Source organism: Planotetraspora sp. A-T 1434, from assembly GCF_025420585.1.
Taxonomy (GTDB): Bacteria; Actinomycetota; Actinomycetes; order Streptosporangiales; family Streptosporangiaceae; genus JAOEGB01.
This window is the reverse complement of sequence record NZ_JAOEGB010000003.1, coordinates 113045-137458: the sequence shown is the minus strand read 5'-3', so window position 1 is coordinate 137458 and position 24414 is coordinate 113045. Positions and strand designations below refer to the sequence as shown.

The 24414-nt window shown below is 70.2% G+C and carries 27 protein-coding genes; 12 read left to right on the top strand and 15 right to left on the bottom strand.

All coding sequences use genetic code 11. The annotated features are described in order from the left end of the window. Positions 1-39 precede the first annotated feature (39 nt). The 5 genes from disA to N5079_RS05820 form a co-directional block, all read right to left on the bottom strand. Positions 40-1128 carry a DNA integrity scanning diadenylate cyclase DisA gene (gene disA, locus N5079_RS05840; RefSeq protein ID WP_261582439.1) on the bottom strand — a complete coding sequence of 363 codons (1089 nt, stop codon included), beginning with the start codon at positions 1126-1128 and terminating at the stop codon, positions 40-42. 85 nt (positions 1129-1213) lie between these two features. Continuing rightward, entirely contained in the window at positions 1214-2656 is a 1443-nt protein-coding gene (gene radA, locus N5079_RS05835) for a DNA repair protein RadA (RefSeq protein ID WP_261582438.1), read from the bottom strand. Positions 2657-2710: 54 nt separating this feature from the next. Further along, on the bottom strand, positions 2711-3025 hold the full coding sequence (gene trxA / locus N5079_RS05830) for a thioredoxin (RefSeq protein ID WP_261582437.1): 315 nt from the start codon (positions 3023-3025) through the stop codon (positions 2711-2713). Then, positions 3022-3402: a MerR family transcriptional regulator gene (locus N5079_RS05825; RefSeq protein WP_261582435.1), complete on the bottom strand. Its 381-nt coding sequence runs from the start codon at positions 3400-3402 to the stop codon at positions 3022-3024. Before N5079_RS05825 ends, trxA begins: the two co-directional genes overlap by 4 nt. Positions 3403-3464: 62 nt before the next feature. Next, entirely contained in the window at positions 3465-4163 is a 699-nt protein-coding gene (locus N5079_RS05820) for a class I SAM-dependent methyltransferase (protein WP_261582434.1), read from the bottom strand. A gap of 176 nt (positions 4164-4339) precedes the next feature. On the opposite strand from N5079_RS05820, the gene N5079_RS05815 reads away from it, so the two are divergent. The 7 genes from N5079_RS05815 to N5079_RS05785 all read left to right on the top strand — a co-directional run bounded on the left by N5079_RS05815 (position 4340) and on the right by N5079_RS05785 (position 11285). Continuing rightward, the gene (locus N5079_RS05815; RefSeq protein ID WP_261582432.1) at positions 4340-5155 is read left to right on the top strand and encodes a sugar phosphate isomerase/epimerase family protein; all 816 of its coding nucleotides are present in this window, start codon (positions 4340-4342) and stop codon (positions 5153-5155) included. A gap of 31 nt (positions 5156-5186) precedes the next feature. Continuing rightward, on the top strand, positions 5187-5990 hold the full coding sequence (locus tag N5079_RS05810; protein ID WP_261582431.1) for a class I SAM-dependent methyltransferase: 804 nt from the start codon (positions 5187-5189) through the stop codon (positions 5988-5990). Next, the gene (locus N5079_RS05805; protein WP_261582430.1) at positions 5987-6634 is read left to right on the top strand and encodes a TetR family transcriptional regulator; all 648 of its coding nucleotides are present in this window, start codon (positions 5987-5989) and stop codon (positions 6632-6634) included. Before N5079_RS05810 ends, N5079_RS05805 begins: the two co-directional genes overlap by 4 nt. Positions 6635-6847: 213 nt before the next feature. Further along, entirely contained in the window at positions 6848-8950 is a 2103-nt protein-coding gene (locus N5079_RS05800) for a (Fe-S)-binding protein (protein ID WP_261582429.1), read from the top strand. Between the two features lie 158 nt (positions 8951-9108). Then, on the top strand, positions 9109-9903 hold the full coding sequence (locus N5079_RS05795; protein ID WP_261582428.1) for a hypothetical protein: 795 nt from the start codon (positions 9109-9111) through the stop codon (positions 9901-9903). Beyond that, positions 9900-10976, top strand: coding sequence for a glycosyltransferase (locus N5079_RS05790; RefSeq protein ID WP_261582427.1), 1077 nt, complete (start codon positions 9900-9902; stop codon positions 10974-10976). The genes N5079_RS05795 and N5079_RS05790 overlap by 4 nt, the downstream gene beginning before the upstream one ends. A gap of 27 nt (positions 10977-11003) precedes the next feature. Then, complete coding sequence (locus tag N5079_RS05785) at positions 11004-11285, top strand: metal-sensitive transcriptional regulator (protein ID WP_261582426.1); 282 nt, start codon at positions 11004-11006, stop codon at positions 11283-11285. 93 nt (positions 11286-11378) lie between these two features. Here the strand turns inward: N5079_RS05785 and N5079_RS05780 are convergent, their stop codons facing one another. From N5079_RS05780 to N5079_RS05770, 3 genes are all read right to left on the bottom strand, one after another. Further along, positions 11379-11540, bottom strand: coding sequence for a hypothetical protein (locus tag N5079_RS05780; protein ID WP_261582425.1), 162 nt, complete (start codon positions 11538-11540; stop codon positions 11379-11381). Between the two features lie 329 nt (positions 11541-11869). Next, entirely contained in the window at positions 11870-12796 is a 927-nt protein-coding gene (locus N5079_RS05775; protein ID WP_261582423.1) for a Fic family protein, read from the bottom strand. 222 nt (positions 12797-13018) lie between these two features. After that, positions 13019-14425, bottom strand: coding sequence for a hypothetical protein (locus tag N5079_RS05770; protein ID WP_261582422.1), 1407 nt, complete (start codon positions 14423-14425; stop codon positions 13019-13021). Positions 14426-14608: 183 nt separating this feature from the next. Here N5079_RS05770 and N5079_RS05765 point away from each other — a divergent pair, with 183 nt between their 5' ends. Continuing rightward, on the top strand, positions 14609-15817 hold the full coding sequence (locus N5079_RS05765) for a mannosyltransferase family protein (RefSeq protein WP_261582421.1): 1209 nt from the start codon (positions 14609-14611) through the stop codon (positions 15815-15817). A 26-nt stretch (positions 15818-15843) separates the two neighbouring features. Next, complete coding sequence (locus N5079_RS05760) at positions 15844-16827, top strand: endonuclease/exonuclease/phosphatase family protein (RefSeq protein WP_261582420.1); 984 nt, start codon at positions 15844-15846, stop codon at positions 16825-16827. Here N5079_RS05760 and N5079_RS05755 read toward each other — a convergent pair. Continuing rightward, on the bottom strand, positions 16733-17263 hold the full coding sequence (locus tag N5079_RS05755) for a gamma carbonic anhydrase family protein (protein WP_261582419.1): 531 nt from the start codon (positions 17261-17263) through the stop codon (positions 16733-16735). The two genes, N5079_RS05760 and N5079_RS05755, sit on opposite strands and share 95 nt — an antisense overlap. Before the next feature lie 157 nt (positions 17264-17420). On the opposite strand from N5079_RS05755, the gene N5079_RS05750 reads away from it, so the two are divergent. Beyond that, positions 17421-18554 (top strand): hypothetical protein, encoded by a 1134-nt coding sequence (locus N5079_RS05750; protein ID WP_261582418.1) that lies wholly within the window; start codon positions 17421-17423, stop codon positions 18552-18554. Between the two features lie 110 nt (positions 18555-18664). Here the strand turns inward: N5079_RS05750 and N5079_RS05745 are convergent, their stop codons facing one another. The 3 genes from N5079_RS05745 to N5079_RS05735 form a co-directional block, all read right to left on the bottom strand. After that, positions 18665-18883: a hypothetical protein gene (locus tag N5079_RS05745; protein ID WP_261582417.1), complete on the bottom strand. Its 219-nt coding sequence runs from the start codon at positions 18881-18883 to the stop codon at positions 18665-18667. A gap of 117 nt (positions 18884-19000) precedes the next feature. After that, positions 19001-19753 carry a GntR family transcriptional regulator gene (locus N5079_RS05740; RefSeq protein WP_261582416.1) on the bottom strand — a complete coding sequence of 251 codons (753 nt, stop codon included), beginning with the start codon at positions 19751-19753 and terminating at the stop codon, positions 19001-19003. Between the two features lie 151 nt (positions 19754-19904). After that, positions 19905-20447, bottom strand: a complete 543-nt coding sequence (locus N5079_RS05735) for a VanZ family protein (RefSeq protein ID WP_261582415.1) — start codon at positions 20445-20447, stop codon at positions 19905-19907. A 192-nt stretch (positions 20448-20639) separates the two neighbouring features. Between N5079_RS05735 and kynU the strand changes: the two genes are divergently transcribed. Next, positions 20640-21866 carry a kynureninase gene (gene kynU, locus N5079_RS05730; RefSeq protein ID WP_261582413.1) on the top strand — a complete coding sequence of 409 codons (1227 nt, stop codon included), beginning with the start codon at positions 20640-20642 and terminating at the stop codon, positions 21864-21866. On the opposite strand, the gene N5079_RS05725 is transcribed toward kynU, so the two are convergent. Beyond that, positions 21867-22271, bottom strand: a complete 405-nt coding sequence (locus N5079_RS05725) for a ClpX C4-type zinc finger protein (protein WP_261582411.1) — start codon at positions 22269-22271, stop codon at positions 21867-21869. A 32-nt stretch (positions 22272-22303) separates the two neighbouring features. Then, positions 22304-22672, bottom strand: coding sequence for an MmcQ/YjbR family DNA-binding protein (locus N5079_RS05720; protein WP_261582409.1), 369 nt, complete (start codon positions 22670-22672; stop codon positions 22304-22306). Positions 22673-22778: 106 nt separating this feature from the next. On the opposite strand from N5079_RS05720, the gene N5079_RS05715 reads away from it, so the two are divergent. Beyond that, positions 22779-23204 (top strand): TIGR03668 family PPOX class F420-dependent oxidoreductase, encoded by a 426-nt coding sequence (locus N5079_RS05715; RefSeq protein WP_261582408.1) that lies wholly within the window; start codon positions 22779-22781, stop codon positions 23202-23204. On the opposite strand, the gene N5079_RS05710 is transcribed toward N5079_RS05715, so the two are convergent. Beyond that, positions 23205-24407, bottom strand: coding sequence for an RNA polymerase sigma factor (locus tag N5079_RS05710; RefSeq protein ID WP_410007750.1), 1203 nt, complete (start codon positions 24405-24407; stop codon positions 23205-23207). Positions 24408-24414: the final 7 nt, after the last annotated feature.

Here is a 24414-nt window from a genome sequence, read left to right as displayed (position 1 = left end):
CGCCGCGTTGTCGTCGTCGGCCGTAGGGCTCCCGGGGCACTAGACGTAGCGCTCCAGGATCGAGGACTCGGCGAGGCGGGACAGCCCCTCGCGGACGCTGCGGGCACGGGTCTCGCCCACCCCTCCGACCTCCTGGAGGTCGTCGGTGCTGGCGGCGAGGAGCTTCTGCAGGCCGCCGAAGTGCTCGACGAGCCGGTCCACGATCGCCCCGGGAAGGCGGGGCACCTTGGCGAGCAGCCGGAAGCCACGTGGGCTCACGGGGCCGTCCATGGCCTCCGCCCCCGAGTGCCCGAGCACCTGCGCCACCTTCGTCAGGTCGAGCAGGTCGGAGGAGGACAGCTCGTCGAGCTCCCGCATGGCGTCGGTGTGGTAGCGGGGAAGCCGGTCGAGCGAGGCCGGCAGGTAGTCGCGCACGATCAGCTCCCGGTCGGCGTCGACCCCGGAGACCAGCTCGTCGAGTTGCAGCGTGAGCAGCCGCCCGTCGGTTCCCAGCTCGACGACGTATCCCTCGATCTCCCCGGCGATGCGGCGGACCATCTCGAGCCGCTGGACCACCACCGCCACGTCGCGGACGGTGACCAGATCCTCGATCTCCAGGGCCGACAGCGTGCCGGACACCTCGTCGAGCCGCAGTTTGTAGCGTTCGAGCGTGGCCAGCGCCTGGTTGGCCTTCGACAGGATGGCCGCCGACTCCTCCAGCACGTAACGGGTGCCGTCCAAGTAGAGGGCGATGATCCGCATCGACTTGCTGATGGCGATGACGGGAAGGGAGGTCTGCCGGGCCACCCGCTGGGCGGTCCGATGGCGGGTGCCCGACTCCTCGGTCGGGATGCCCGGGTCGGGCACGAGATGCACGGCCGCCCGGACGATCCGCAGGTCACCGCCGTTGAGGACGATCGCGCCATCCATCTTGGCGAGCTCGCGCAGCCGGGTCGCGGAGAACTCCACGTCGAGCTCGAAGCCTCCGGTGCAGAGGTCCTCGACGGTCCTGTCGTAGCCCAGAACGATCAGGCCGCCGGTGTGGCCGCGCAGAATGCGCTCCAGCCCGTCGCGCAGGGCGGTGCCCGGGGCCACCGCGGCGAGCACGGCTCTCCGCCAGTCGTCCAATCCCTTGTCGTTGTGCAGCACGTAACCCCCGCGCTCGACGGCTACCCGTCCTGCGACGCCCCTTTGGGCTCATGACGCCGCCCAGTTTACCGGCGTAACGGCGTCTTCACCTGACGTGTGCAATAGCCTCCCAGACGTTCTCGGCCTCGAAGACGTCGAAGCCGGGACCGAAATCGATCTTGCGTGCCGAGGATCCGCGCCCCGAAGACGGACGCAGTGCGACGAGATCGCTCCGGCGCGGGGCCGCCTCCAGCCGCGGCGCGTCGTCGGCCAGGGACCCGGCCGGGACCAGCGCCCCGGTGAAGCCCAGCCGGGACGCCTCGGCGATCCGCCGCCGCACGTCACGGACGGGGCGGAGCTCCCCCGCGAGGCCGACCTCGCCCAGGGCGATCAGCCCCGGAGGCAGGGCCGTGTCCCCGGCCGCGCTCACCACCGAGAGCAACAGCGCCAGGTCGACGGCGGGATCGGTCAGCCTGATGCCCCCGACCGTCGCGGTGAACACGTCGAACTTGCCGAGTTTGGAGTTGAGCCGCCGTTCCAGGACGGCGAGCACCATCGCCACCCGGTAGGAGTCGAGCCCGGAAGAGGTGCGCCGGGGCTGGGGCGCCTCCGTCGGCCCGACGAGGGCCTGCAGTTCGGCGGGGATCGGCCGGGTCCCCTCGATGGTGACCGTGACACAGGTGCCCGGCACGGGCTCCGGGTGCCGCGAGACGAAGAGCCCGCTGGGGTCGGTGATCCCGGTGATTCCGCGCTCGTGCAGGTCGAAGCAGCCGACCTCCTCGATCGGGCCGAACCGGTTCTTGATCGCCCGGACCATCCGGAGGCGGGAGTTGCGGTCGCCCTCGAAGTGGAGGACGACGTCGACGAGGTGCTCCAGCACGCGGGGACCGGCGATCGTGCCGTCCTTGGTCACGTGGCCGACCAGGACGGTCGACATGCCGCGCTCCTTGGCCAGGCGGACCAGGTTGCCCGCGACCTCGCGGACCTGGGTGACACCGCCCGGCACGCCCGTCGCGTCGGCGGAGCCGATCGTCTGCACCGAGTCGACGATCAGCAGCCGGGGCTGGACCTTCTCCACGTGGGTGACCAGGGCCGACAGGTCCGTCTCCGCCGCGAGGTAGAGCCGGTCCTCGACCGCCCCGATCCGGTCGGCCCGCATCCGGACCTGCGCCGCGGACTCCTCGCCGGTCACGTAGAGCACCGTGTCGTGCTCCGCCGTACGGGCGGCGGCCTCCAGCAGCAGCGTGGACTTGCCGATGCCGGGCTCTCCGGCGAGGAGCACGACCGCGCCCGGCACCAGGCCGCCGCCGAGCACGCGGTCGAGCTCCGGGACGCCCGTCGTGCGGGCGTGCGCGACCTCCGCCTTGACCTGGCCGATCGGGACCGCCGGGGCGGAGACCGCCCCTCCCCTGACCACGTGGACGCCCTGGCGGGCGCCCGCCTCCTCGACGGTGCCCCACGCCTGGCACTCCCCGCACCGGCCGACCCACTTGGCGGTGGTCCACCCGCACTCGCCACACCGGTACGCCGGTTTCGCTGCCTTGCTCACGACGGGGAGGTTATCGGCCTCCTCCGACAATCTCCGCCATCAGCCGTCGGCGAATCAGATGTGATCGGCGAGGTCGGCCAGCAGCAGGCGCTTGGGCTTGGCGCCCTTGATCTGCTGGACCACCTCGCCGTCGCGGTACAGATTGAGCGTCGGGAGGCCGAGGATGCCGTAGCGCTGGGCGATGTCGGGGTGCTCGTCGTAGTTGATCTTCGCCACCGTGAGGCGGTCGCCGTACTCCTCGGCGATCTCCTCCAGGATCGGGGCGATCATCCTGCACGGTGGGCACCAGTCGGCCCAGAAGTCCACCAGGACGGGCTTGCCGCTCCGCAGCACCTGCTCCTCGAAGTTCTCCGCCGTCAATGTGATCATGGTTCTCCTCGTCTTCCCATCAGGCAGCCCGGGCAGGCGTCGGCCAGCTGGGCGGCCACCTCGGATCGGCGGGCCATCAGCGAGCGGATCTCGGTGTCGATCTGGGCCAGCTTCCGCTGGTAGACCGCGACGGACTCCGGGCAGGAGCCCCCCGACGGCTGCCCCGACCGCAGGCAGTCGACGAACGGCCGGGCGTCCTCAAGGGTGAAGCCCACCGCCAGGAGCTGGCGGATCTCCGTGACGAGCCGCACGTCCGCCTCGTCGTACTCCCGGTATCCGTTGGCCGAGCGCCGGGCCCTGATCAGCCCGTGCTGCTCGTAGTAGCGCAGCGCCCGGGGGCTCACCCCCGACCGCCGGGCCAGCTCTCCGATCCGCATCGGCCCTCCTCGGCACGACCGTAAACAATGACGCCAGTGACAAGGTCAAGCCCCGATGGCTGTCAGAAATGCCGCCACCGGAGGACGTTGGGGTAGAAGATCTCCAGACCCTCGGTCTCCCCGATGGCCGCCTCCGCCACCGCGGGGGCGAACTCGATCCGGAGCACGGCCTCCAGGTCGGCTCTGGAGGAGAAGGCCATCCGCAGGTCGAGCTCCCGGCGCTGCCAGCCGTGGCGCGACCAGAACTCCTCGACGGCCCCGGGTGAGTACGACGGCACCGACTGGCGGAACCATCGCCCGAAGTCGCCCCGCGCCCCGTCGAGGTCCACCACGAACGCCGCGCCGCCCCGGCGGACGACCCGTGCGAGCTCACGAAGGCCCGGCTCGCATCCGGGGCCGAAGAAGTACGCCCAGCGGGCGACCGCCACGTCGACGGACGAGTCCGGCAGCGGCAGGTCCTGGGCGGTGGCCGTACGGACGACCACGTCGCGCAGACCGGAGCAGCGGGACGCGGCGAGCGCGGCGAGGCCGGCGTGCGGCTCGACGCCCACGACCCGCCCGGCGGTCGCGGCGAACGACGGCAGATGAAAACCGGTCCCGCAGCCGATGTCCAGCACGGTGGCGCCGTCCCAGGGCCGGATGGCCCGCATGGCCGCCTCCACCACTCCGTCGGGGTCCACCGCCCGGTTCTCCACCTCGTAGACCTGGGGGGAGTTCCAGATGTTCGGGCTGGGTACGGCCCCTTTCGCGATCCGCGCCATATGACCACCATAGTTTGTGATCTAGGTTGTGATCTGAGAGCGCATCATTGTGGCGAAGCGGCGCGTGGCCACTGTCCGGCTTAGGCTGGATCCGTGAACGGGCGCAGCAAGCGATCAGACGACCACCGCAGTGCCACAGGACCGTGCCCGTGGAGCCGCCAGGGGAGGCGGGCGTCATGAGTGTCATCCGCGTGCCCAACGCGAAGGTAGCGCTGTCGACGGCCTCGGTGTATCCGGAGCGCACGCCGGACGCCTTCGAGCTCGCGGCGCGTCTCGGCTACGACGGAGTCGAGATCATGGTGGGCCAGGACCCGGTCAGCCAGGATGTGGAGGTCCTCCAGCGGCTGAGCGATCACTACGAGATGCCGGTGCTGGCCGTGCACGCGCCGTGCCTGCTGGTGACCCAGCGGGTCTGGGGGCGCGACCCGTGGGTCAAGCTGCAGCGGGCCCGCGACGCCGCGCATCGGCTGGGCGCGCAGACCGTCGTGGTCCACCCGCCGTTCCGCTGGCAGCGCGACTACGCCAGGGACTTCGAGGCCGGTCTCGCCCGGATGCGGGAGGAGACCGACGTGGTGTTCGCGGTGGAGAACATGTTCCCCCTCCGCGCCAGGGGCAACGAGGTCGTGCCGTACGCGCCGGACTGGAACCCCATGGACTATGACTTCCCGGATGTGACGCTGGACCTGTCGCACACGGCCGTCTCCGGTTCCGACGCGATGGAGATGGCCACCAAGCTGGGTGACAGGCTCTCCCACCTGCACCTGGCCGACGGCGTCGGCACGACGAACAAGGACGAGCATCTGGTCCCCGGCCGGGGCACCCAGCCCTGCGCGCAGATCCTTGAGCGCCTCGCGGGCGCCGGATATCGCGGGCTGATCGTGCTGGAGATCAACACGCGGAAGGCCACCAGCCGCACCGAGCGGATCGACGATCTGGCCGAGGCGCTCGCCTTCGCCCGGCTGAACTTCGCCGCCTCCACGACGGCCACCTGACCGCGCCGTGAACCTCCCTGTGAACCACGCCATGAACAGGCTGCCGGAGCTCAGCCATCACGTCTTCGACCGGGTGGCCGAGGCCTACGACGCGGCCAGGCCGGAGTATCCGGAGGCGCTTTACCTCGCCTTGGAGGAGCTGTCCGGCATCCGGCTCGACGGCGCCCGGGTGCTCGACGTCGGCGCGGGGACCGGCATCTCGACCCGAGGGCTCCTCGACCGGGGCGCCCGGGCCGTCGCCGTCGACCGAGGCGGCCGCATGCTCTCCCTCCTGCGGGCTCGTACGGCATGCCACGCCATGCTGGCCGACGGCAACACGCTGCCGTTCCGCGACGGCGTGGCCGACCTGGTGACCTACGCCCAGGCGTGGCACTGGCTCGACCCGGCCCTGTCGATCGCGGAAGCCGTACGGGTGACCGGGCCCGGAGGGGCGGTGGCCGGCTGGTGGAACTCGGTGGACGCGGGCAAGGCCGACTGGCTGGCGGCCTACCAGGTGCGGCTGGCCGAGTCGTGCGCCGGCTACATCGGCCCGGCGCTGCCCGGCTGGAGCATGCCCCCGATCGCCGGCGCGATGGGCGACGCCGGGCTTCACGTCGAGGAGACGTGGATCTCCTGGACGCGGGGCGTTCGCCTCGACGACTTCCTGACGGATCTGCGCTCCTACTCCTACGTGGCCGCGCTCGACCCCGAGTCGGTGGAGGAACTGGTCACCCGGGAGCGCGCCGAGCTCCGCAAGGTCTTCGCCGACGGCCGGCTGACCGTCCCCATGCGGGTTTACCTGGCGGTAGGGCGCAAGGGGGCCGCGGAGGGGGACGGCGAAGGCGGCCGGCCGTGACGCCGGGCGTGGACGCCGACGGCCGGACCGCGGAGTCTCCCGCAGCGGCGGACGACAAGCCGGTGAGGAAGCGGCGGCGGCCGGGGCGTCGGCCGGGAACGGCCGACACACGCGGCGAGATCCTCGCCGCGGCGCGGAAGGTCTTCGCGGAGAAGGGCTTCGACAGGGCGACGGTCCGCGGCATCGCACGCGAGGCGGGGGTCGATCCGGCCCTCGTCCACCATTACTTCGACACCAAGGAAGGGATGTTCATCGCGGCCATGCGGCTGCCGGTGGACCCCGGGACGGTGATCCCCGCGATCCTCGCCGGGCCGCGCGAGGAGATCGGCGAGCGGCTGGTGCGCCATATCCTGGCGATGACGGCCGACCCCGAGGCGCGTGAGCCGGTCGTGGGGCTGTTGCGGACCGCGATGGTGAACGAGCAGGCCGTCGCCATGATCCGCGAGTTCCTCACCAGGGCGGTGCTCGGGCGGGTCGCCGAGGCGCTCCAGATCCCGCCCATCCGGATGGAGGTCGCCTTCTCCCAGATGTTCGGCGTGGTCATGATGAGGTACATCCTCAAGCTGGAGCCGCTTGCCTCGGCGGACACCGAGGAGCTGGTAGAGATCCTTTCGCCCACGATCCAGCGTTATCTCGGGGGATAGCCGCCTTTATCCGACGCAGAGCTTTGTTCTAGCATCAGCAGTCTCAGGAGCCCGGCATGAGATCGCGAGATTGCCTGGCGGGCTGCGAGTGATCGTCCATCCCGGTGACGGCGCACAAGTTACCCACGGGTAGGATTCGGGGTGTGCCCCAGTCGTCACTGTGGATGACCGCGGTCATACGCTGGCAGCCGACGTTGGATATGGGAGGGCCCCGTGCTCTGGGTAGCGATAATCGGACTGGTCATGACCGTGGTCGCGGTCGCGTTGGCCGCCCGTCGCGTGCTGTTCCTCTACAAGCTCGCCACCAGCGGCCAGCCCGCCCCCGAGCGCCTGGAATACGCCAAGGCGAACGTTGGGGCCGAGATCAAGGCCCAGCTCGTCGAGGTCTTCGGGCAGAAGAAGCTGCTCAAGTGGACGCCCTCCGGCACCGCGCACTTCTTCGTCATGTGGGCGTTCTTCATCCTGGCCACGGTCTACCTGGAGGCGTACGGCGCGCTGATCCAGGGCGCGATCACGGGTAGGCCCGATTTCCACATCCCGATCATCGGCACCTGGCCCATCCTGGGCTTCCTGCAGGACTTCATCGCGGTCGCGGCCCTCGTCGGCCTGATCGCGTTCGCCGCCATCCGGATCAAGAACTCGCCGAAGAAGCTGGGCCGCGGGTCCCGGTTCTCCGGCTCGCACCTCGGCGGCGCCTGGGTCATCCTCTTCATGATCTTCAATGTGATCTGGACGATGTTCCTGTTCCGCGGCGCGGCGGTCAACACGGGGAACTTCCCGTACAAGTCCGGCGCCTTCGCCTCGGACCTGGTGGCCAGGATCCTCCCCACCAGCGAGGCTCTCGAAGGCGTCGGCCTGCTCCTGCACATCGGCGTCATGCTGGTGTTCCTCGTCATCGTGGTGAACTCCAAGCACCTGCACATCTTCACCGCGCCGCTGAACGTGCTGTTCTCCCGCCGCCCGGACGGCCTCGGCCCGGCGCAGGAGATGCGCAGCGGCGGCAAGGTGCTCGACTTCGAGGAGGCCGACCCGGAGGTCGACGTCTTCGGCCGCGGCAAGATCGCGGACACCACCTGGAAGGGCTTCCTCGACTTCTACACCTGCACCGAGTGCGGCCGGTGCCAGTCGCAGTGCCCGGCGTGGAACACCGACAAGCCGCTGTCGCCTAAAATGCTGATCCTCGACCAGCGCGACCACGCCTTCAAGGTCGCGCCGTACCTGCTGGCGAGCGAGGAGGAGAAGGCCGGCTTTCACGAGGACGTGCTGGCGCTGCTGGACAAGCCGCTGGTCGGCGAGGACGGCGTCATCCACCCCGACGTGCTGTGGTCGTGCACCAACTGTGGCGCCTGCGTCGAGCAGTGCCCGGTGGACATCGAGCACATCGACCACATCCTCGACATGCGCCGCTACCAGGTGATGATCGAGTCCTCGTTCCCGTCCGAGGCGGGCGTCATGCTCAAGAACCTCGAGAACAAGGGCAACCCGTGGGGCATGTCTGAGATGAAGCGGGCCGAGTGGATCGAGGAATTGGACTTCGAGGTCCCGATCATCGACGAGAAGATGCCCGAGGACGTCGAGTACCTCTTCTGGGTCGGCTGCGCGGGAGCCCTGGAGGACCGCGCCAAGAAGACGACCAAGGCCGTCGCCGAGCTTCTGCACATCGCCGGCGTCAGGTTCGGTGTGCTCGGCCCCATGGAGGCCTGTACGGGTGACCCGGCCCGCCGCCTCGGCATGGAGTTCCTGTTCAACATGCTCGCCCAGCAGAACATCGAGACGCTGAACGAGGCCGGGGTCAAGAAGATCGTGGCCACCTGCCCGCACTGCTTCAACACCCTGGCCAACGAGTATCCGCAGCTCGGTGGCACCTACGAGGTCGTCCACCACACCCAGCTGCTGTCACACCTGGTCGAGGAGGGCAGGCTCACCCCGATCACGCCGATCGAGGAGAAGATCACCTACCACGACCCGTGCTTCCTCGGCCGCCACAACAAGGTCTACGCCCAGCCGCGCGACATCATGGCGAAGGTGCCGGGCGTCCAAACGCAGGAGATGCACCGCTGCAAGGACCGCGGCTTCTGCTGCGGCGCGGGCGGCGCGCGGATGTGGATGGAGGAGCGGATCGGCAAGCGCATCAACACCGAGCGGGTGGACGAGGCGCTGACCACCGATCCCGACACCGTCTCCACCGCCTGCCCGTTCTGCCTCGTCATGCTCGGCGACGCCATCAACGAGAAGAAGAACGCGGGCGAGGCCAAGGAGAGCCTGGAGGTCGTCGACGTGGCCCAGCTCCTGATCAAGTCAGTCAAGGGGGCGTGACGGCTTTCTTGCAGTGGTCCGGACTATTTGTCGAATGAACTGGTCAAGACGGTAGAAAACATGTCTTCCCGGCCACAAGCGTTAAAGCCTTTCTCCACATAACAGGAAAATCACGGTAACCTCAACGTTGGCTCAATCGACGGGGAGGGGGCTGGACGGTGGGCGTGCTCGTCACGGACGCTGAGGTCACACTGGCCGATGTCCTCTCCCTTCGCCTCGCGATCGAGGAACCGCTGACGGACGGCACGCGGCTCGTCTTCCGGCACCGGGCCACCGGCGCGGAGCGGCATGTGACGCTCGGCGCGCCGGGCAGGCGCACGAGGGACGCCACCGTCGCGGTCTCGCTCGCGCCGCTGTCGCTCACGCCGGGCCGCTGGGACGCCTACCTCCAGCAGCAGGGCCCGCGTACCCGGATCCGCAGCGTGGACCCCGGCTTCTCGCTCGACCGGCTCGACGCGTACGCGCTGTGCCGGCGGACGATGGCCTACCGGGCCTACCGCACCAGGAACGGCTTCCTCGCCATCAAGATCGATGAAGCGGAGCCTGTCGCCGACGTGCGGGCGGTCTGGTTCCGCGAGGGCCGGTTCGAGGTCACCGGCCTGCTGGCCTACACCGGGCTCGACGACGACGACCAGCACCGCGAGGCCAGGCTGGCGCTCCGGCACAGCGATCCGGCCGCGACCTGGACGGTCGCCGCGACCGTCCAGGGCGTCCGGTTCCACGCCGCGCTGTCGCTGTGCGACGTGCTGGCCGCCACGCCCGGCTCCCAGGGGGTCTGGGAGCCGTCGCTCGAGGTGGACGGCGTCGACCGGCGGCTGCCCCTTGGCGCCCGGATCGACGACGTCGAGGGCAAGCGCCGCCGGGTCCACTACCCCAGGGCGCTCGTGGACGGCGTGCCGATCAGGCCCAGCTTCACATCCGACGACGAGTTACGGCTCGAGGTGGGCGTGTGAGGATCACCTTCCTGGTTCCCTCGGCGTACGGCATGCGCGGCGACGTGCGGGCCACCCTCAACCTGGCCGCCGAGCTCGCCGCGCGGCACGAGGTGGAGGTCGTCAGCGTCAAGCGGACCAGGGAGACGCCCTTCTTCCCCGTCGATCGGCGGGTCGCCATGCGCTGGCTGGTCGACGTCGCCCCCGGCGCCGCTCGCCTGCTGCCGCGCGGCCAGGTGCGGACCGAGGTGGCGTTGTGGCGCATGCTCCGCGGGCTGCGCTCGGACGTGCTGGTCACCACGAGGCCGGGCCTGAGCGTCCAGTCCGCCAGATACGCCCCGCGCGAGGTCGTCCGCATCGCGCGGGAGTGGAGCCGGCCGCCCGTCGTTGGACCGATCCGGCGGTTCTACCCCCGCCTCGACGCGGTGGTGACGAGCAGCGAGAGCGGCAGGGACGACTGGGCCCGGCTGCTCGACGACGACCTGTCCGTCCACGCCATCCCGGACGCGCTTCCGGCGGGGCCCTGGCCGCGCTCGCGCATGGACAACCGCATCGTCAGCGCGGGCGGCCGGCTCGTGCAGGTCAAGGCGTACGACCGGCTGATCTGCGCGTTCGCCGTCGTCGCGGACAAGCGCCCGGACTGGCGGCTCCGCCTCTACGGCGCCGGCCCCGAGGAGAAGCGCTTGCGGGCACTGGTCCGTGATCTCGACCTGCACAACCACGTCTACTTCATGGGCGCCACGCCGGACCTGGCCGGCGAGTTCGCCAAGGCGTCGATCGTCGCGGTGCCGTCGCGGCACGAGGTGCTCGGCATGACCGTGATCGAGGCGCTGAGCTGCGGCGTCCCCATCGTCGCGTTCGACGGGCCGCGCGGCCCGGCCGAGCTCCTCCGGCCGGGGAAGGACAGCGTGCTGGTCCCCGAGGGCCAGGGGGAGATCGAGTCGTACGCGGCGGCGCTGCTCGCGCTCGTCGACGACGAGCGCCGCCGCATGTCCCTCGCGGCGGGCGCGCTCGAATCCGCCTCCGCGCGTACGGCTCCCGCCGTCGCCGGCCGCTGGCAGGACCTGATGTACGGACTTCGCTCCCGCGAGTAACCCACGATCCTCGATACCGTGGGCGGCATGTATGGGTACAGCGGGGACAAGCAGGCATACCTCCGGCGCCTGCGGCGAATTGAGGGCCAGGTCCGCGGTCTGCAGCGGATGGTCGAGGAGGACGCGTACTGCATCGACGTCCTCACCCAGGTCTCCGCGGTCACCCGCGCGCTTCAGGCGGTCGCGCTCGGCCTGCTGGAGGACCACGTCGGGCACTGTGTGGCCGACGCCGTCAGCACCGGCGGCCCGGAGGCGGACGAGAAGATCAAGGAAGCGACCGCCGCAATTGCCAGGCTTGTCCGGTCTTGAGGCTTTTGTCGCGACTGGGTTGTTTGGACTAGTCCAGAGAAACCGTCCCGGACCCCGTGCGGAGTCCGGGATCGGTTTCCGCTGCGATCGCCTTCAGCGGCTCGCCGAAGTGCGCAATCCGAGCGCGTTGTCGAGCTCCTCCAAGGTCAGGCGGTCATCGGTGAAGTTGACGGCCTCCAGTACCTCGGCGTAGAGCGCGATCTCGTCCAACGCGACACGGTCGTGGACCCGAGAGTCCATGTCGTCGTGCCCCACCGCGCTGTCCTTCCTTCCGCAGCCCACACCCATGACGAGGTTACGTCGGAGTACGTTTCGACGACATGGCCCATCGGGACCATTCCGCCACGCGCCCCTCGTCCCTCCCTGACCATTTCCCGGATACCGAGATCACGATTCGGTGAAAAGCGAGATAGGGGAGGGAACGGATTGCTAAAGCGACGGTAAGGGTGAAATATCCCCATATCCCGTTTCGGGTGACACGGCATCACTCCTGAGGCCCATGTGACTCGGATGGTGGTCATTCCTTACAAACCGCTTTCAATCCACCACCGAAGGTGGGTGCCCTAGGGAGTGTCAGACACGACCTAGGCCTTCGGGCGTCGCTTGTTCTTCGAAGCGCGGTAGGCATCGAGGGACTTCAGGGACGATCTCCAGACACCGTCGGCGCCTTGGAGGGCGTTGAGGCGGCCCCGCTGCGCTGCTTGGCGTAGAGCGTTGATCGTGAACTCGTCGTCCACCAGGGCCGCCAGAGGGACCAGGCGTGCGGGGCCCGCTACGTTGGGCACTATGAAGCGGTTGAGGTTGTCCTCCATGGCTCGAGCGATCAGTTCCCCCAGAGCGCCGTAATCGCCGATGTCCGCCCGTCGCATGGCGGTCAGGTAAGCCTCGCGTTGCTGCTTCAGCACGATGATCGGGGGGTAACCGAGGCGTACCAGAATGAGGTTGAGGACCAGGCGCCCCGTTCGGCCGTTGCCATCGATGAAGGGATGGATCCGCTCGAACGAGTTGTGGATCCTGGCAAGCTCCTCTGGCAGTGGGTGGCCGAGGTCTTCCTGGTTATCCAGCTTCCGGCCTGCTTCGCAGACGTCGTCTACCCACCCCTGAACCAGCCCCGGCACGAGAGGCCACGAGGGTGGCGTCATCCCTTCGGTGAATGGATGTATGTCGTGCTCTCGAAAGTTACCCGGCCCCTCTCGGTCGCCCGCGTCCGGATGCGGTGCGACGTCCCACACTGGCGTCATCGCCGTGTGGTGGATGTGCCGGAGTTCGCTCAGACTGATCAACTTGTTGTCATGCCACGCGTCCGGCTCCAATGCCTGGCCGTACACCCACTTGGCGGCCGCCGCGTAACCTTGGACCTCGTTGTACTCCCGTAGCGGCTTGGCGCCGACCGCCCGCCCCTGGTCCAGCAAAGCTTGCACTTCACGTAACACCAGCGTGTTGCCCTCCAGGGCAGTCGAGTGGTGCGCCTCCTGGTGCCAGATGTCTGACCAGATGTCCTCTGCCTCCATCGGGTTCGGAAGACCACCGAGGCGTTGGTTCAGTTCCCTGAGCGCGCGATCCAGCCGTCCGTAAACTGTGGCCCTGCTTGGGCGTCCCCTTCCCGCCACCACACCCCCCGCATGGCTCTGGCCTCAACTTGATAAGCCGTATGGCTACTCAAATGAACTTATCAACTTCAAGGGCTCTGCATGGGGGGAAGCAGTAAACCAGTCATCCACGACCTGGCCGTTTCAGCGTTGGGCGTTGTCGAAGAGCCAGCCTGTTCCGTCGGGGTCGTGCGGGAAGCTCCCGGTGCCGGGCTCGGGGAGCGGGTCGTCGCGCTGGTGGATGAGGCACTGGACGACCGCCGAGGAGACGGCGAAGCCCCGGGGCGGCGGCGCCGTGCCCGTGAGGCGGCACCAGGCGAGACCGGTGGCGTACGCCGATCCCAGCAGGGCGGCGGCCGTGCCGCGGTCGGGCGCCGCGAGCATCGGGGGAAGCTCGCCCTCGGACGGCCAGCATCCGCGCAGAGGATGCGACGGGTCGGCGAGGGAGACGTAGAACCCGTGCCGCAGTTCGTCGTCCATCCAGGGGTAGAGCTGCGTCACCACCTCGGCGGTCGAGGGTGCCCCGGAGAGCAGGCCCGCCACGTCGGCGGCGAGCAGCGAGGCGGCGGCCGACCGCGGGTCGAGCCCCCGGGCCGCCGTGTAGCCCAGCGCCTCGACCAGGTCGTAGAGGCTGTGGCGGAAGTGCTCCCCGGGGGAGGTCTCCGGCAGGGTCGCCCCCGCGAGGTGCGGCGGGCACCGCGCCAGCCACGCCTGCCGTACGGCACCGCTGGGGAGGGCGTGGTGGTCGAGCCACGGCTGGGCCAGGAGCGGCTCGGTCATCGAGAGCAGCGCGTCCGCGCGCGGCCGGAAGCGGGTGTCGGCGCGGAGCGCGGTGGCGGTCTCGGCCATCAGCGCGGCGAGGCGCAGCCCGGCCTCCTCCGCGCCGGACAGCATCCGCTCGGCGTAGAGGGCGGCGAGCGAGTCCAGCGACACCGCCGGCAGCCAGCGCACCCAGTCGTCCCCCGGAAGCGGCCGGGCGAGGAACTCCCCGAACATCGACAGCAGCACCTCGTTGCCGTCGAAGGCGGGCGCGTAGGCGCACCACATGATCGTGCCCCACACGGCGGCCACCGTGCTCGCCACGTCGCGCGCGAAGACCTCCTGGAAGTCGCTCTCGGCCAGCGGGAACTCCGCGCGGCGCAGGCCGCGGTGGGCCATGAGCACCGCCCTCACCCGCTCGGTGACCTCACGCGGCACGTCCGGCCCGACGAACGCCTGCGTGGAGCCGCGGTCGAAGGCGAAGTCGGCCCCGGAGGGGATCAGCAGGTGGGGGACGCCGGCGGGTGGCGCCAGCGGCCGGGCGCCCGACCGGACGGCCGGATGCAGGGGCGGCGCGGACAGGTGCCAGCGGCCGTCGACCCGATCCAGCCGGTACCACCTCGCGTGGGCGCCGAACAGCCACCGGGAGCCGTCGGGGGTCACCAGCGCCCGCTGGGCGATCGCCTGGGCCCGAGCGAGGGGTGGAAGCGTGGTCCAGCGGGGATCGGCGACGAGGGAGCGCACGTCCTGCTCCATCGCCGTGAACCCGTCCCATTGCCCGCCCCACTGCACGCGGCCATGGTAGTTGCGGACACCGACATGCGACTCTCCGACGGAGGTCCGGCCCCGCCCAGGAGAATCTTTTCCGGCCATAGACGCATGAGCTGGGCATATGCGGATGCTCCTCCGAAGTCCTCGCATATCTCCGCAAAGGCTCTTGGCATGGACTGCTTGTGACGTATTCCATAGATGGTCGTGACCGAGATCGAGCAGGCTGTGGCGACCCCCCAGGCGACCCCCCAGGCGACCCCACAGGCGGACCCGCCGCACACGGCCCCGAACCCCCAGGACGCCGCGACACGAGGACGGTGGCCCGGCTCGAAGGCCGACCGTACGGCGTTGCTCATCTGGTTCTTCTGGCACGTAGCCACCTACATCTACATGGTGCTCGCGGCGCCGGGCCGGACCGAGGCCCCGTTCCTCGACCGGCTCACGCCGTGGGACTCCGACAACTTCATCGCCATCGCCCAGTTCGGCTACGACGGCTCCCCGGGCATGCCGGACGCTCCGAAGCTGACGGCGTTCTTCCCCGGCATGCCGCTGCTCCTGCGCTATCTGCACGTCATCATCACGGACTGGAGCCTCGCCATCGTGCTCGTCTCGCTCGTCGCGAGCGCGGTCGTCGCGGTGGCGCTGTCGCGGCTGAGCGAGTCGTTCCGGGAGGGCACCGGCACCTGGACGGTCCTGGCGTTCTTCCTCAGCCCGTTCGCCGTCTTCATGCTGGCCGGCTACTCGGAGGCGCTCTTCCTCGCGCTGGCGATCCCCGCGTGGCTGCTCGCGCGGCGGGGGCGCTGGGAGGCGGCCGCCGTCTGCGCCGCCCTCGCGTCCTCCGTCCGCATCTCCGGTCTCTTTCTCGCCGCCGGCCTGGCCGTACAGTTCCTGGTCGCGGAGAACGGCCTGCGCGCGACGGGGTGGCGGAAGGCGGCCTGGCTGGCGCTGCCGGGCGTTCCGGTGCTCGCCTACATGGCCTACTTGCACTCCCGTACGGGCGACTGGCTGGCCTGGAAGCACGCGGAGGCCGAGTACTGGGGCCGCTATGCCGTATCGCCGAAGGAGGCGTTCCTCAACACGTGGCACCGCTCGCTGGAGGTGGGTGTCCTGCAGACGTCCTACCGCGAGGAGATGATCGCGGGGGCCGTGCTGGTCGGGCTCATCCTCCTGGAGCTCGCCCGGCGGCGGTGGGGCAACGTGGCCTACCTCGCGCCGCAGGCGGTGGCCCTGCTCGCGATGTCGTCGTTCTACATGTCGGTGGGACGGGCCTCGCTGCTGTGGTGGCCGCTCTACCTGGCCGTCGGCATCACGGGCGCCCGCAGGCCGTGGGTCTTCATGGCCTACTTGGCGATCGCCGCGCCCGTTATGGCAATCAATGTAGGAAATTTCACCACTGGTGCCTGGGTGGGTTGATCGTCGCTCGGTTACCGTCTCCCGCTATGGGGGGATTTGTGGCCGCGACGATCGCGATCACGACGGGAATCGCCGCGGCCGCGCCGTACGATCAGGGCCCGGGCGACTATCTGGTCAACGTGCTGACCTACAACGTCTGCGCCGCCAACAACAGGGACAACACCTGCGCCGCCGATCTGACCCCGAAGCGGAGGCGTGCCTGGGCCGGCGAGGTCTCCGCGCTCATCCGGAGCAGGAACGTGGACGTGGCCTCCTTCACGGAGATGTGCTACGCCCAGGTCGACCTGCTGAAACGGAAGCTCCCCGACTACCGGATGGTGTGGTTCGGCATCGACGAAGCGCCCGCTCCCGACGGGCGGGATCGGTGCCGCCGGCTGTGGGGGGCGCTTACCAAGAGGACGACGCCGCCGGACGGCAAGACCTTCGGCCTGGCCCTCGCGCTCAAGGGGCCGCTCCTCGGGCCGCCGCTCCGCCGGCGGCTCTCCGTGGACCTCAAGCCCGGCCCCGGCTCCCGGGTCCACCCGCGCGGCCTGCTCTGCGCGCGCGCGATGGTCGGGCCGCGCCGTTCGGTGAGCTGCGTGACCCACATCTCGGACAGCGAGTCGCCCCGGCAGGTGGCCCGCCTCCTCGCCCCCTACGCCGACGGCAGCCCGGTCATCCTCGGCGGCGACTTCAACCGCAAGCCGCAGGACCCCGAGCTCACCCCGATGTACGGCCTCGGCCTCGGCACCGGGAACTACGCCGAGGTGGACACCGGGACGGACGGGACAGCCCGACGGGGCGGCGACCCCACCACCAGGGGAGGCCGCAAGATCGACTACGTCTTCGCGACCGAGGACGTCTTCCGGCCCGTGCACGCGGAGGTGATCAGAACAAGTCCGGAGCTGTCCGATCACCGCGTGCTGGCGGGCACGTTCAGCGGGACAGTTCCGTTGCCGCTCGGTGACGGCGGGCCTTGGCGAGGTAGCTTCCCGGAGTATTTGCGAAGGAGGCCCGGTCGTCGTCGGTGAGCTCGCGGACGACCTTCCCCGGCACCCCCGCCACCAGCACGCCCGCGGGCACCTTCTTGCCCGGCGTCACGACCGCGCCGGCCGCGATCAGCGACCCCGCGCCCACCACCGCGCCGCCGAGCACGATCGCCCCGATGCCGACGAGCGCGCCCTCCTCGACGTGGGCGCCGTGGACCATCGCCCGGTGGCCGAGGCTGACCCGATCCTCCAGGATCGCCGGCTCTCCGGGGTCGGCGTGCAGGCAGCACAGGTCCTGGATGTTGCACTCCGCGCCGACCTCGATCCACTCGTCCTCGCCGCGCAGGACCGAGCCGTACCAGACGTTCGAGGCGCGGCCGAGGCGCACCCTGCCGACGATCACCGCTCCGGGCGCCACCCAGGCCTCTGGGTGGATGATGGGCGTGGCGTCGTCGTCAAGACCGGCGATGTACGGCATGCCGCCATGATCCCACGGGGGTCACCGGCGCTCGTGGCCGGTATCCTGCATTTTTCCCCAGGAGCTGTGGCGTTCGGGTTGCGATGTCCGGCGGATAGCAGGAAAGTCGTGTCCTGACGTGCGTACCGTCTCTAACTTCAAACCCCCAGGGCCTCTCATGACGAACCAGACCGAGAACTTCCCCGAACTCATGAGTGACGACTCCTTCGAGGTCGTCATGCGCGGATACAGCCGCCGCCAGGTTCACGACTACATGATCCGGACCCGTAACCAGATCCGGGACCTGGAGGAGCGGCTCGCGCGCACCATCGACCAGGCCGAGCAGAGCCGCATCGAGCTCGCCGACGCGCGCCGGAAGCTGACGGAGTCCCCGCAGAACCCCGACGAGCTGGGCGAGCGGCTGAGCCAGATCCTGAAGCTGGCCCATGAGGAGGCGGCGGCCAACAAGGAGGCGTCCGAGTCGGAGGCCGCCCGCCTGCGCGACAACGCGGCGGCGGAGGCCGAGCGGCTGGTGGCGTCTGCGCGCGAGCAGGCCGACTCGATCAGGACCGCCGCGCAGGAGGAGGCCGAGCGCAGGGTCGCCGACGCCACCTCCGCCGCCGAGCGGCTGCTCTCGCAGGCCGGTTCGGATGCCGAGGAGACCCTGGGGGCGGCCCGCGCCGAGGCCGAGGACACCCTGCGCGACGCTCGCGCGGAGGCGGACCGGCAGCTGACGGCCGCGAGGCTTGAGGCGGAGCGGCTGGTGAGCGAGGCGCGTGCGGAGTCGGAGGCCACGCTGACCGCCGCGCAGCAGCGGGTCACGGCGCTGGACGAGCACACCGGCCGCCGCGTCTCCTACCTCACCGACACGCACACCGAGGTGATGCGCCGCCTCAACGAGATCGGGTCGGTCCTGGGCGACCTGCTCCACCGCGAGGCCGCGGCGGGCGCGCTGATCGACGAGGCCGCCGTGCTGCCGCCCGCGCCGCAGTTCGCGCAGGCCGTCCCGCAGGCTCCGGCACAGGGTCAGTCGCAGGGCCAGGCGCAGTCGCAGTCCCCGGCGCACGAGCCCGTCGTCGCCCAGTCCGCCGTCGAGCAGGCCCACGACGAGGACGAGGACGACGAGGAGATCCGGGTGATCGTGGACGACGCGGAGCACCACGAGGGCCCGGCCGCGCTGCCGGCGCCGGCCGTCTCCCCGGTCTCCGGCCCGGCGGGCCGGATCGAGGGCGCGGAGGACACGGACGTCAACTTCGGCAGGGTCCGGCAGGCGGCCGCCGACCACGACCAGGAGCCGCTCGCCCACAAGTGATCCGGATTGGAACCCGTGGGGACGCCGTTTGATTGGCACCAGTGGCGACGCCCCCACGGGGGATCTGGAGCGGAAGCCCCCGCCCCCGATAGGGTCGGGGGCTTCCGCGCTCACGGATCGGCGGTCGTGGCACATTCCTCTTGCTCACGCAGTTGGTCGCGCAGCCCGTCGGAGTCGTCCGCGTCGATGGTCATCGCGCATCCGGCGTCCCGCTGGGCCGAGGTGAGCGGGTGATGCCGGGTAGCCCACCACCGGCCCGCGTCACTCCGCCAAATCGTCCATTCCGGAAACTCCCGGGCGATCTCGGCGAGGTGCTGGTCAAAGGACATCCGTTCACCCTTCCCTCGCCGTGTGCCCGGTTGTTCTTGACGTCTCACCCTCAAGGTGCGGGACATCTCTAGAGAAATCAATGATCGGGGGGGACAGGTCAACGTTGCCCCCTTGACCTATGCGTCGAAGTCGTACTGGAGTACATAGGACGCCGCGTCGAGGGTCATCTCGTTGAGCTCCACCGGCACGCCGCCCGCGGCGTACGCGATGCGGCTGATGATGATGACCGGAGTCCCCGCAGGAAGCCCGAGCAGCTCGGCCTCCTTCGGTTGCGGCATCCGCGCCCGGACCTCCTCCGTGAAGTGCGCCGGCGAGTAGCCGAGGTCTCCCAGCCGGGCGTAGACCCCGCCCGGGCCGGTGTCCGGCAGGGTCACCGCCGTCCCCTCGACCAGGTCGGCCGGGAAGTGGGAGGCGGCGAGCTGGACGGGCCGCCCGTCGACCAGGTAACGGCGACGGCGAACCCAGACGTCGTCGGTGTCCAGCAGCCTCGCCACCTGCTCGGTCGCGGGCTCCCGCTCGATGTGGACCTCGTCCACGGTGTACGAGCGGCCTCGGGTGTCGGAGTCCCAGATCGCCCGGCCCTGTCCCCACTGCTCCCGTGAAAGCCGCCGCGACCCGTGTCGCCGGATCGGGCGGAACAGCCGGACGTAGACGCCCGACCCTCGTCGCGGTACGGCAAGGCCCTCGTTGATGAGCACGGCCAGCGCCTGTCTCGCTGTCGCCCGTGCGATGCCGTACTCGGCCATTAGTGCGTTTTCGCCCGGTAGCCGATCCCCATCACTCATTGAGCCGGACAGGATCTGATCGCGCAGCCGGTCGGCGATGCGGCGATAGATCGGGGGCTCGTGATGCACTGGGGATTCCGTCACGTTTGATCACCCTCTGTCACCAACGGGGGATTGGCGTCTACAGAGAACTTGCCCCGTCTTGTCCACGATCGCACAGAGTCGCAGGTTGGTCCCGTGCTTATTTTGAGCGGATCGTGCCTGTGTGGCGATCTACGGGAGTTATTGCGGACCGCTACCGTGGAACGGTCCCCTCCGGTATTCGACCGGCCCGCCAACGCTGAGTCATTGAAGCTGCGAGTACGGCACCCGCCGTGTTGAGCAGCACGTCATCGACGGACGAGAACCGGTGGAGCCGCAGGACGTATTGAAGTAACTCGACGGTAAGGGACCCCGTGGCGGCCACGAGGGCGACCATGCCGGGCCGGGCGAACCGGGCCGATCGGATCGGGAGCAGCGCCCCCACGGCGGCGAAGACCAGCAGATTGCCTCCGACCTGCACGATCGCCGACGCGGGAGACGCCTGGAGGACCGCCAGGAGGTCACGGAAGGGCACGAGATCGACCCCGTTCGACCCGCTGCCCGGGGTGAGGATCATCCAGATCCACGGAGCCGTGCCCACGACCATGAACACGTCGGCGTAAGCCGTACGGAACGGGTGGGGGTGCCGTCTGGCCGCCCGGCGGCGGGCGAGCAGGTGGGCGGCGGCCAGCGCGAGGGGCACCGCGAGGAGGGCGCCGATGATGACATGTCGCCACATGTGCCAGGCAAGCCACATGATTGTGCCCTTCGCGTCTCTTGGCGCTCTTCGCCCGCGGAGCGTTCGGGCTGGATTCTGCCAGCCAGACGGGAGGTGACAGGAACCTGGCGATCAGGCAAGTGCGGGGCTGCCTCATGAGATCAGTGGTGCGATGGCCTATATGTCAGTAGTTAAGGGGATAATGCGGACAAACCTGAAGGAGTGACCCACGTGGCCATCACCCGTGCCGACTGCCATGACCTCGACGTCCGGGACCCTCTGCGGGAGTTGCGCGACGAGTTCTCGCTTCCTCCCGGGGTCGTCTACCTTCTGGGCAACTCGCTGGGGGCGCTGCCCCGGCGGACGGCGGAGCGGGTCGCGCACACCGTCGAGACCGAGTGGGGCCTGCACCTGGGCGAGAGCTGGAACACCGCGGGCTGGTGGGACCTGCCGGAGAGCACTGGCGACCGGATCGCGCCCCTGATCGGCGCGGGTCCCGGGGAGGTGCTCGCCGGGGAGTCCACCTCGGTGAACATCTTCAAGGCCGTGGCCGCCGCCCTGCCGCTGCGCCCGGACCGCCGGGTGATCGTCTCCGACCTGGACAACTTCCCGACCGACCGCTACGTGGTCGAGGGCGCCGCCCGCGCGCTCGGGTCGTACGGGATCAGGGACATCGGCTCCGGCGACTCTCTTGACGAGGCGCTCGGAGACGACGTCGCCGTCGTCCTGCTCTCCCATGTGGACTACCGCACGGGCGCGATGCGCGACCTCGACGCCGTGACCGCCCAGGTCCACGCCGCGGGCGCGCTCATGATCTGGGACCTGTGCCACAGCGCCGGGGCCGTCCCCGTGCGGGTCGGCGAGGCGGACTTCGCGGTCGGCTGCACCTACAAGTACCTCAACGGAGGGCCGGGCGCCCCCGCCTACATCTACGTGGCCCCCCGTCATCAGGAGGCCGCCCGCAACGCCATCTCCGGATGGCACGGGCACGCCGCGCCGTTCGGCTTCGAGCCGCACTACCGGCCCGCCGACGGTGTGCGGCGGTTCGCCACCGGGAGCCCGCCCGTGCTGGCCTACAGCGCGCTGAACGCCTCGCTCGACATCTGGGAGCAGGTCGACATGCGCGAGGTCAGGGCCAAGAGCGTGGCACTGACCTCGCTGTTCTTAGAGCTCATCGACCAGCTTCACCCGGATCTGGCTCTCGTCAGCCCGCGCGACCCCGAGCGGCGCGGCAGCCAGGTCAGCTACCGCCACGCCGACGGCTACCCGATCATCCGGGCGCTCATCGACCGGGGCGTCGTGGGCGACTACCGCGAGCCCGGCCTCATGCGGTTCGGCTTCGCCCCGCTCTACCTGCGCTACGTCGACGTGCACGACGCCGCGACGACCCTCGCCGAGGTGCTCGGCAAGGAGCTCTGGCGAGACGAGCAGTACCGGCGGCGGCTGACCGTGACGTGATCAGCGGCGCTTGGCGAGGTCGGCGACGATCTCGCCCGCCAGCGCCACGCACTTGTCGCAGATGCGCCCGCCCTCGCCGTGGACCATCCGCACCCGGGGGCTGGGCGGCGTCCGGCAGAAGGAGCAGGAGGCGTCGCGCTTCTTGCGGCGGTTGGCCAGGTGGCGGCCCGCGAACGGCGGAGTGAACCGCTTGCGGGCCGCCTGCTTGGAGAACCCGAACCGCTCTCCGATGACGTTCCAGGAGGCGCCGGCCTCGCGGGCGTCCCGCACCGCTTGGTCGAGGAGGGTGTCGGCCTCGCTGCTCAGCTCCGCGCTCAGCGCGATGGCGGCGGTCAGGATCTCCAGCGGGTCCGTGGGGTCGGAGGATCGGCGGCGAGCCCGCTCCAGTAAGTCTGCTTGGTCCATGCCGACAACCTTAGGTTGTCACTCGAAGATCATCAAGAGCCGTCCAGCTCGGCCACGAGACGCTTGGGGGCGACGATCCGGTAGCTCTCCTCCACCCAGTCGCGCAGGACGTCGATCTCCGGCAGGTCGTCGGAGAACAGGACCGTCACCCAGCCCGACTTGCCCAGGCCGTACCCGCTGGGAGCCGCGCCGGGCACGCTCAGCGCGTGGCCGTGGGAGTCGCGGAGCTTCACCGTGAAGTTGGGAGACCAGTTGTCCTTCGGCTCGTCGAGGCCGAGGAACACGAAGACCTTCTTGTTGACTTTGACCACGGTCTCGCCCCAGGGGAAGTCCTCGTGGGCCCCGGGCAGGCCGAGGGCGAACTCACGCAGCTGATCGCGGGTGCTCCGCCAGTCGCTCATGCCCTCCATTGTTTACGGCATGCCGGGCCACGGAGCCACCCCGCGCGGCGTTTCCCCGGGCACGGCCACGAGCCGGCGTCCGTACGGCTCGCCGTAGCCTGGCACCATGCGCATGCCCGCCGGCCGAGCACGCGACCGTTTCGCGGCCGCCCGCGTGGCGCGGCTCGCGACGGTGAACGCGCAGGGCGTGCCCCGGCTGGTGCCCGTGACGTTCGCCGTCGGCGGTGACACCGTGGTGACGGCCGTGGACCACAAGCCGAAGGAGACCACGGATCTGCGCCGGCTCCGCGACATCTCGGAGAATCCGCAGGTCTGTCTTATGGTCGATCACTACGAGGACGACTGGGAGCGGCTCTGGTGGGCCCGCGCCGACGGGTGGGCCCGGATCGCCGAGAGCGGCGGTGAGCGCGAGCGCGCGGTGGAGTGGCTGGTGGAGAAGTACGCCCAGTATCGCGAGCACCCCCCGGAGGGGCCGGCGATCCTCATCGAGGTCACCCACTGGTCCGGCTGGTCCTACGCACCCCTGCCGTGATCACGCGTTCAGTTCACCGATGCGGCGGGCGACGAAGGCCCGCTCGGCCGGGGGAGGCTCCAGCGCCAGGGCCGTACGGTAGGCGTCCACCGCGTCCGCGTGGCGGCCCAGGCGGCGCAGCAGCTCGGCCCGGGCGATGTGCAACTGCGGCCATCGGGCGAGCTGCGGGTGGGCCCCCACGGCGTCGAGGATGACCAGGCCGGCCGCCGGGCCTTCGGCCATGGCGACGGCGACGGCCCGGTTCGCCTCCACCACCGGGGTCGGCTCGTGGCGGATCAGCTCGCCGTACAGTGCGGCGATCTCCCTCCAGTCGGTGGCCGCCGCCGAGACGGCGCCGGAGTGGCAGGCGGCGATGGCGGCGTGCAACTGGTAGGGGCCGGGCCGCCCGGCGCGCAGCGCCCGCTCGACGAGGGCCTCCCCCTCCTCGATCATCGATCGGTCCCACAGGCTCCGGTCCTGGTCCTCCAGCAGCACGAGATCGCCTCGGGCGTCGACCCGTGCCCTCCGGCGGGCGTCGGTCAGCAGGAGCAGAGCCAGCAGGCCCGTCACCTCGGGCTCGTCCGGGAGGAGCCGGGCGAGCGCGCGAGCCAGCCGGATCGCCGACTCGCACAGCTCGCCCCGGACCAGCTCGCTCCCGCACGTCGCCCGATGGCCCTCGGTGAAGACGAGGTAGACCACCCGCAGGACGGCGGCCAGCCGGGTGCCCAGTTCCTCCGGCCCCGGGACGCGGAACGACATCCCCGCCTGGCGGATCTTGCGCTTGGCCCGCACGAGCCGCTGCGCCATCGTCGGCTCCGGGACCAGGAACGCGGCGGCGATCTGCGCCGTGGTCAGCCCGCACACCGAGCGCAGAGTCAGCGGAACCCGCACCGACGGGTCCAGGGCCGGATGGCAGCACAGGAAGATCAAGCCCAGCTCGTCGTCCGGCATTCCGGGCCACTCCTCGGCCGCCTCCCGCCCGGAGAGGTCGCGCATCGCCGCCGCCTCCTTCTCCCGGCGTCCGCTCTCGCGCCGCAGCCGGTCGAGCGCCTTGTGCCGGGCCACGCCGATGAGCCAGGCCCGCGGGTTGGCGGGGATCCCGTCGTCGCGCCACCGCGCCAGCGCGGTCGCGCACGCGTCCTGCACGGCGTCTTCGGCGACCTCCAGATCGCCCACCAAACGCGTGACGGTCGCGACCGCAGGCCACCAGTGCGCCCGGAAGATCTCGCCC

Coding starts and splice junctions, on each gene's coding strand:
- trxA (WP_261582437.1), bottom strand. CDS start 3,025: ATGATCACATTGACGGCGGAGAACTTCGAGGAGCAGGTGCTGCGGAGC.
- N5079_RS05825 (WP_261582435.1), bottom strand. CDS start 3,402: ATGCGGATCGGAGAGCTGGCCCGGCGGTCGGGGGTGAGCCCCCGGGCG.
- N5079_RS05820 (WP_261582434.1), bottom strand. CDS start 4,163: ATGGCGCGGATCGCGAAAGGGGCCGTACCCAGCCCGAACATCTGGAAC.
- N5079_RS05815 (WP_261582432.1), top strand. CDS start 4,340: ATGAGTGTCATCCGCGTGCCCAACGCGAAGGTAGCGCTGTCGACGGCC.
- N5079_RS05810 (WP_261582431.1), top strand. CDS start 5,187: ATGAACAGGCTGCCGGAGCTCAGCCATCACGTCTTCGACCGGGTGGCC.
- N5079_RS05785 (WP_261582426.1), top strand. CDS start 11,004: ATGTATGGGTACAGCGGGGACAAGCAGGCATACCTCCGGCGCCTGCGG.
- N5079_RS05775 (WP_261582423.1), bottom strand. CDS start 12,796: ATGGAGGCAGAGGACATCTGGTCAGACATCTGGCACCAGGAGGCGCAC.
- N5079_RS05760 (WP_261582420.1), top strand. CDS start 15,844: ATGGGGGGATTTGTGGCCGCGACGATCGCGATCACGACGGGAATCGCC.
- N5079_RS05755 (WP_261582419.1), bottom strand. CDS start 17,263: ATGCCGTACATCGCCGGTCTTGACGACGACGCCACGCCCATCATCCAC.
- N5079_RS05750 (WP_261582418.1), top strand. CDS start 17,421: ATGACGAACCAGACCGAGAACTTCCCCGAACTCATGAGTGACGACTCC.
- N5079_RS05745 (WP_261582417.1), bottom strand. CDS start 18,883: ATGTCCTTTGACCAGCACCTCGCCGAGATCGCCCGGGAGTTTCCGGAA.
- N5079_RS05735 (WP_261582415.1), bottom strand. CDS start 20,447: ATGTGGCTTGCCTGGCACATGTGGCGACATGTCATCATCGGCGCCCTC.
- N5079_RS05725 (WP_261582411.1), bottom strand. CDS start 22,271: ATGGACCAAGCAGACTTACTGGAGCGGGCTCGCCGCCGATCCTCCGAC.
- N5079_RS05720 (WP_261582409.1), bottom strand. CDS start 22,672: ATGAGCGACTGGCGGAGCACCCGCGATCAGCTGCGTGAGTTCGCCCTC.
- N5079_RS05715 (WP_261582408.1), top strand. CDS start 22,779: ATGCGCATGCCCGCCGGCCGAGCACGCGACCGTTTCGCGGCCGCCCGC.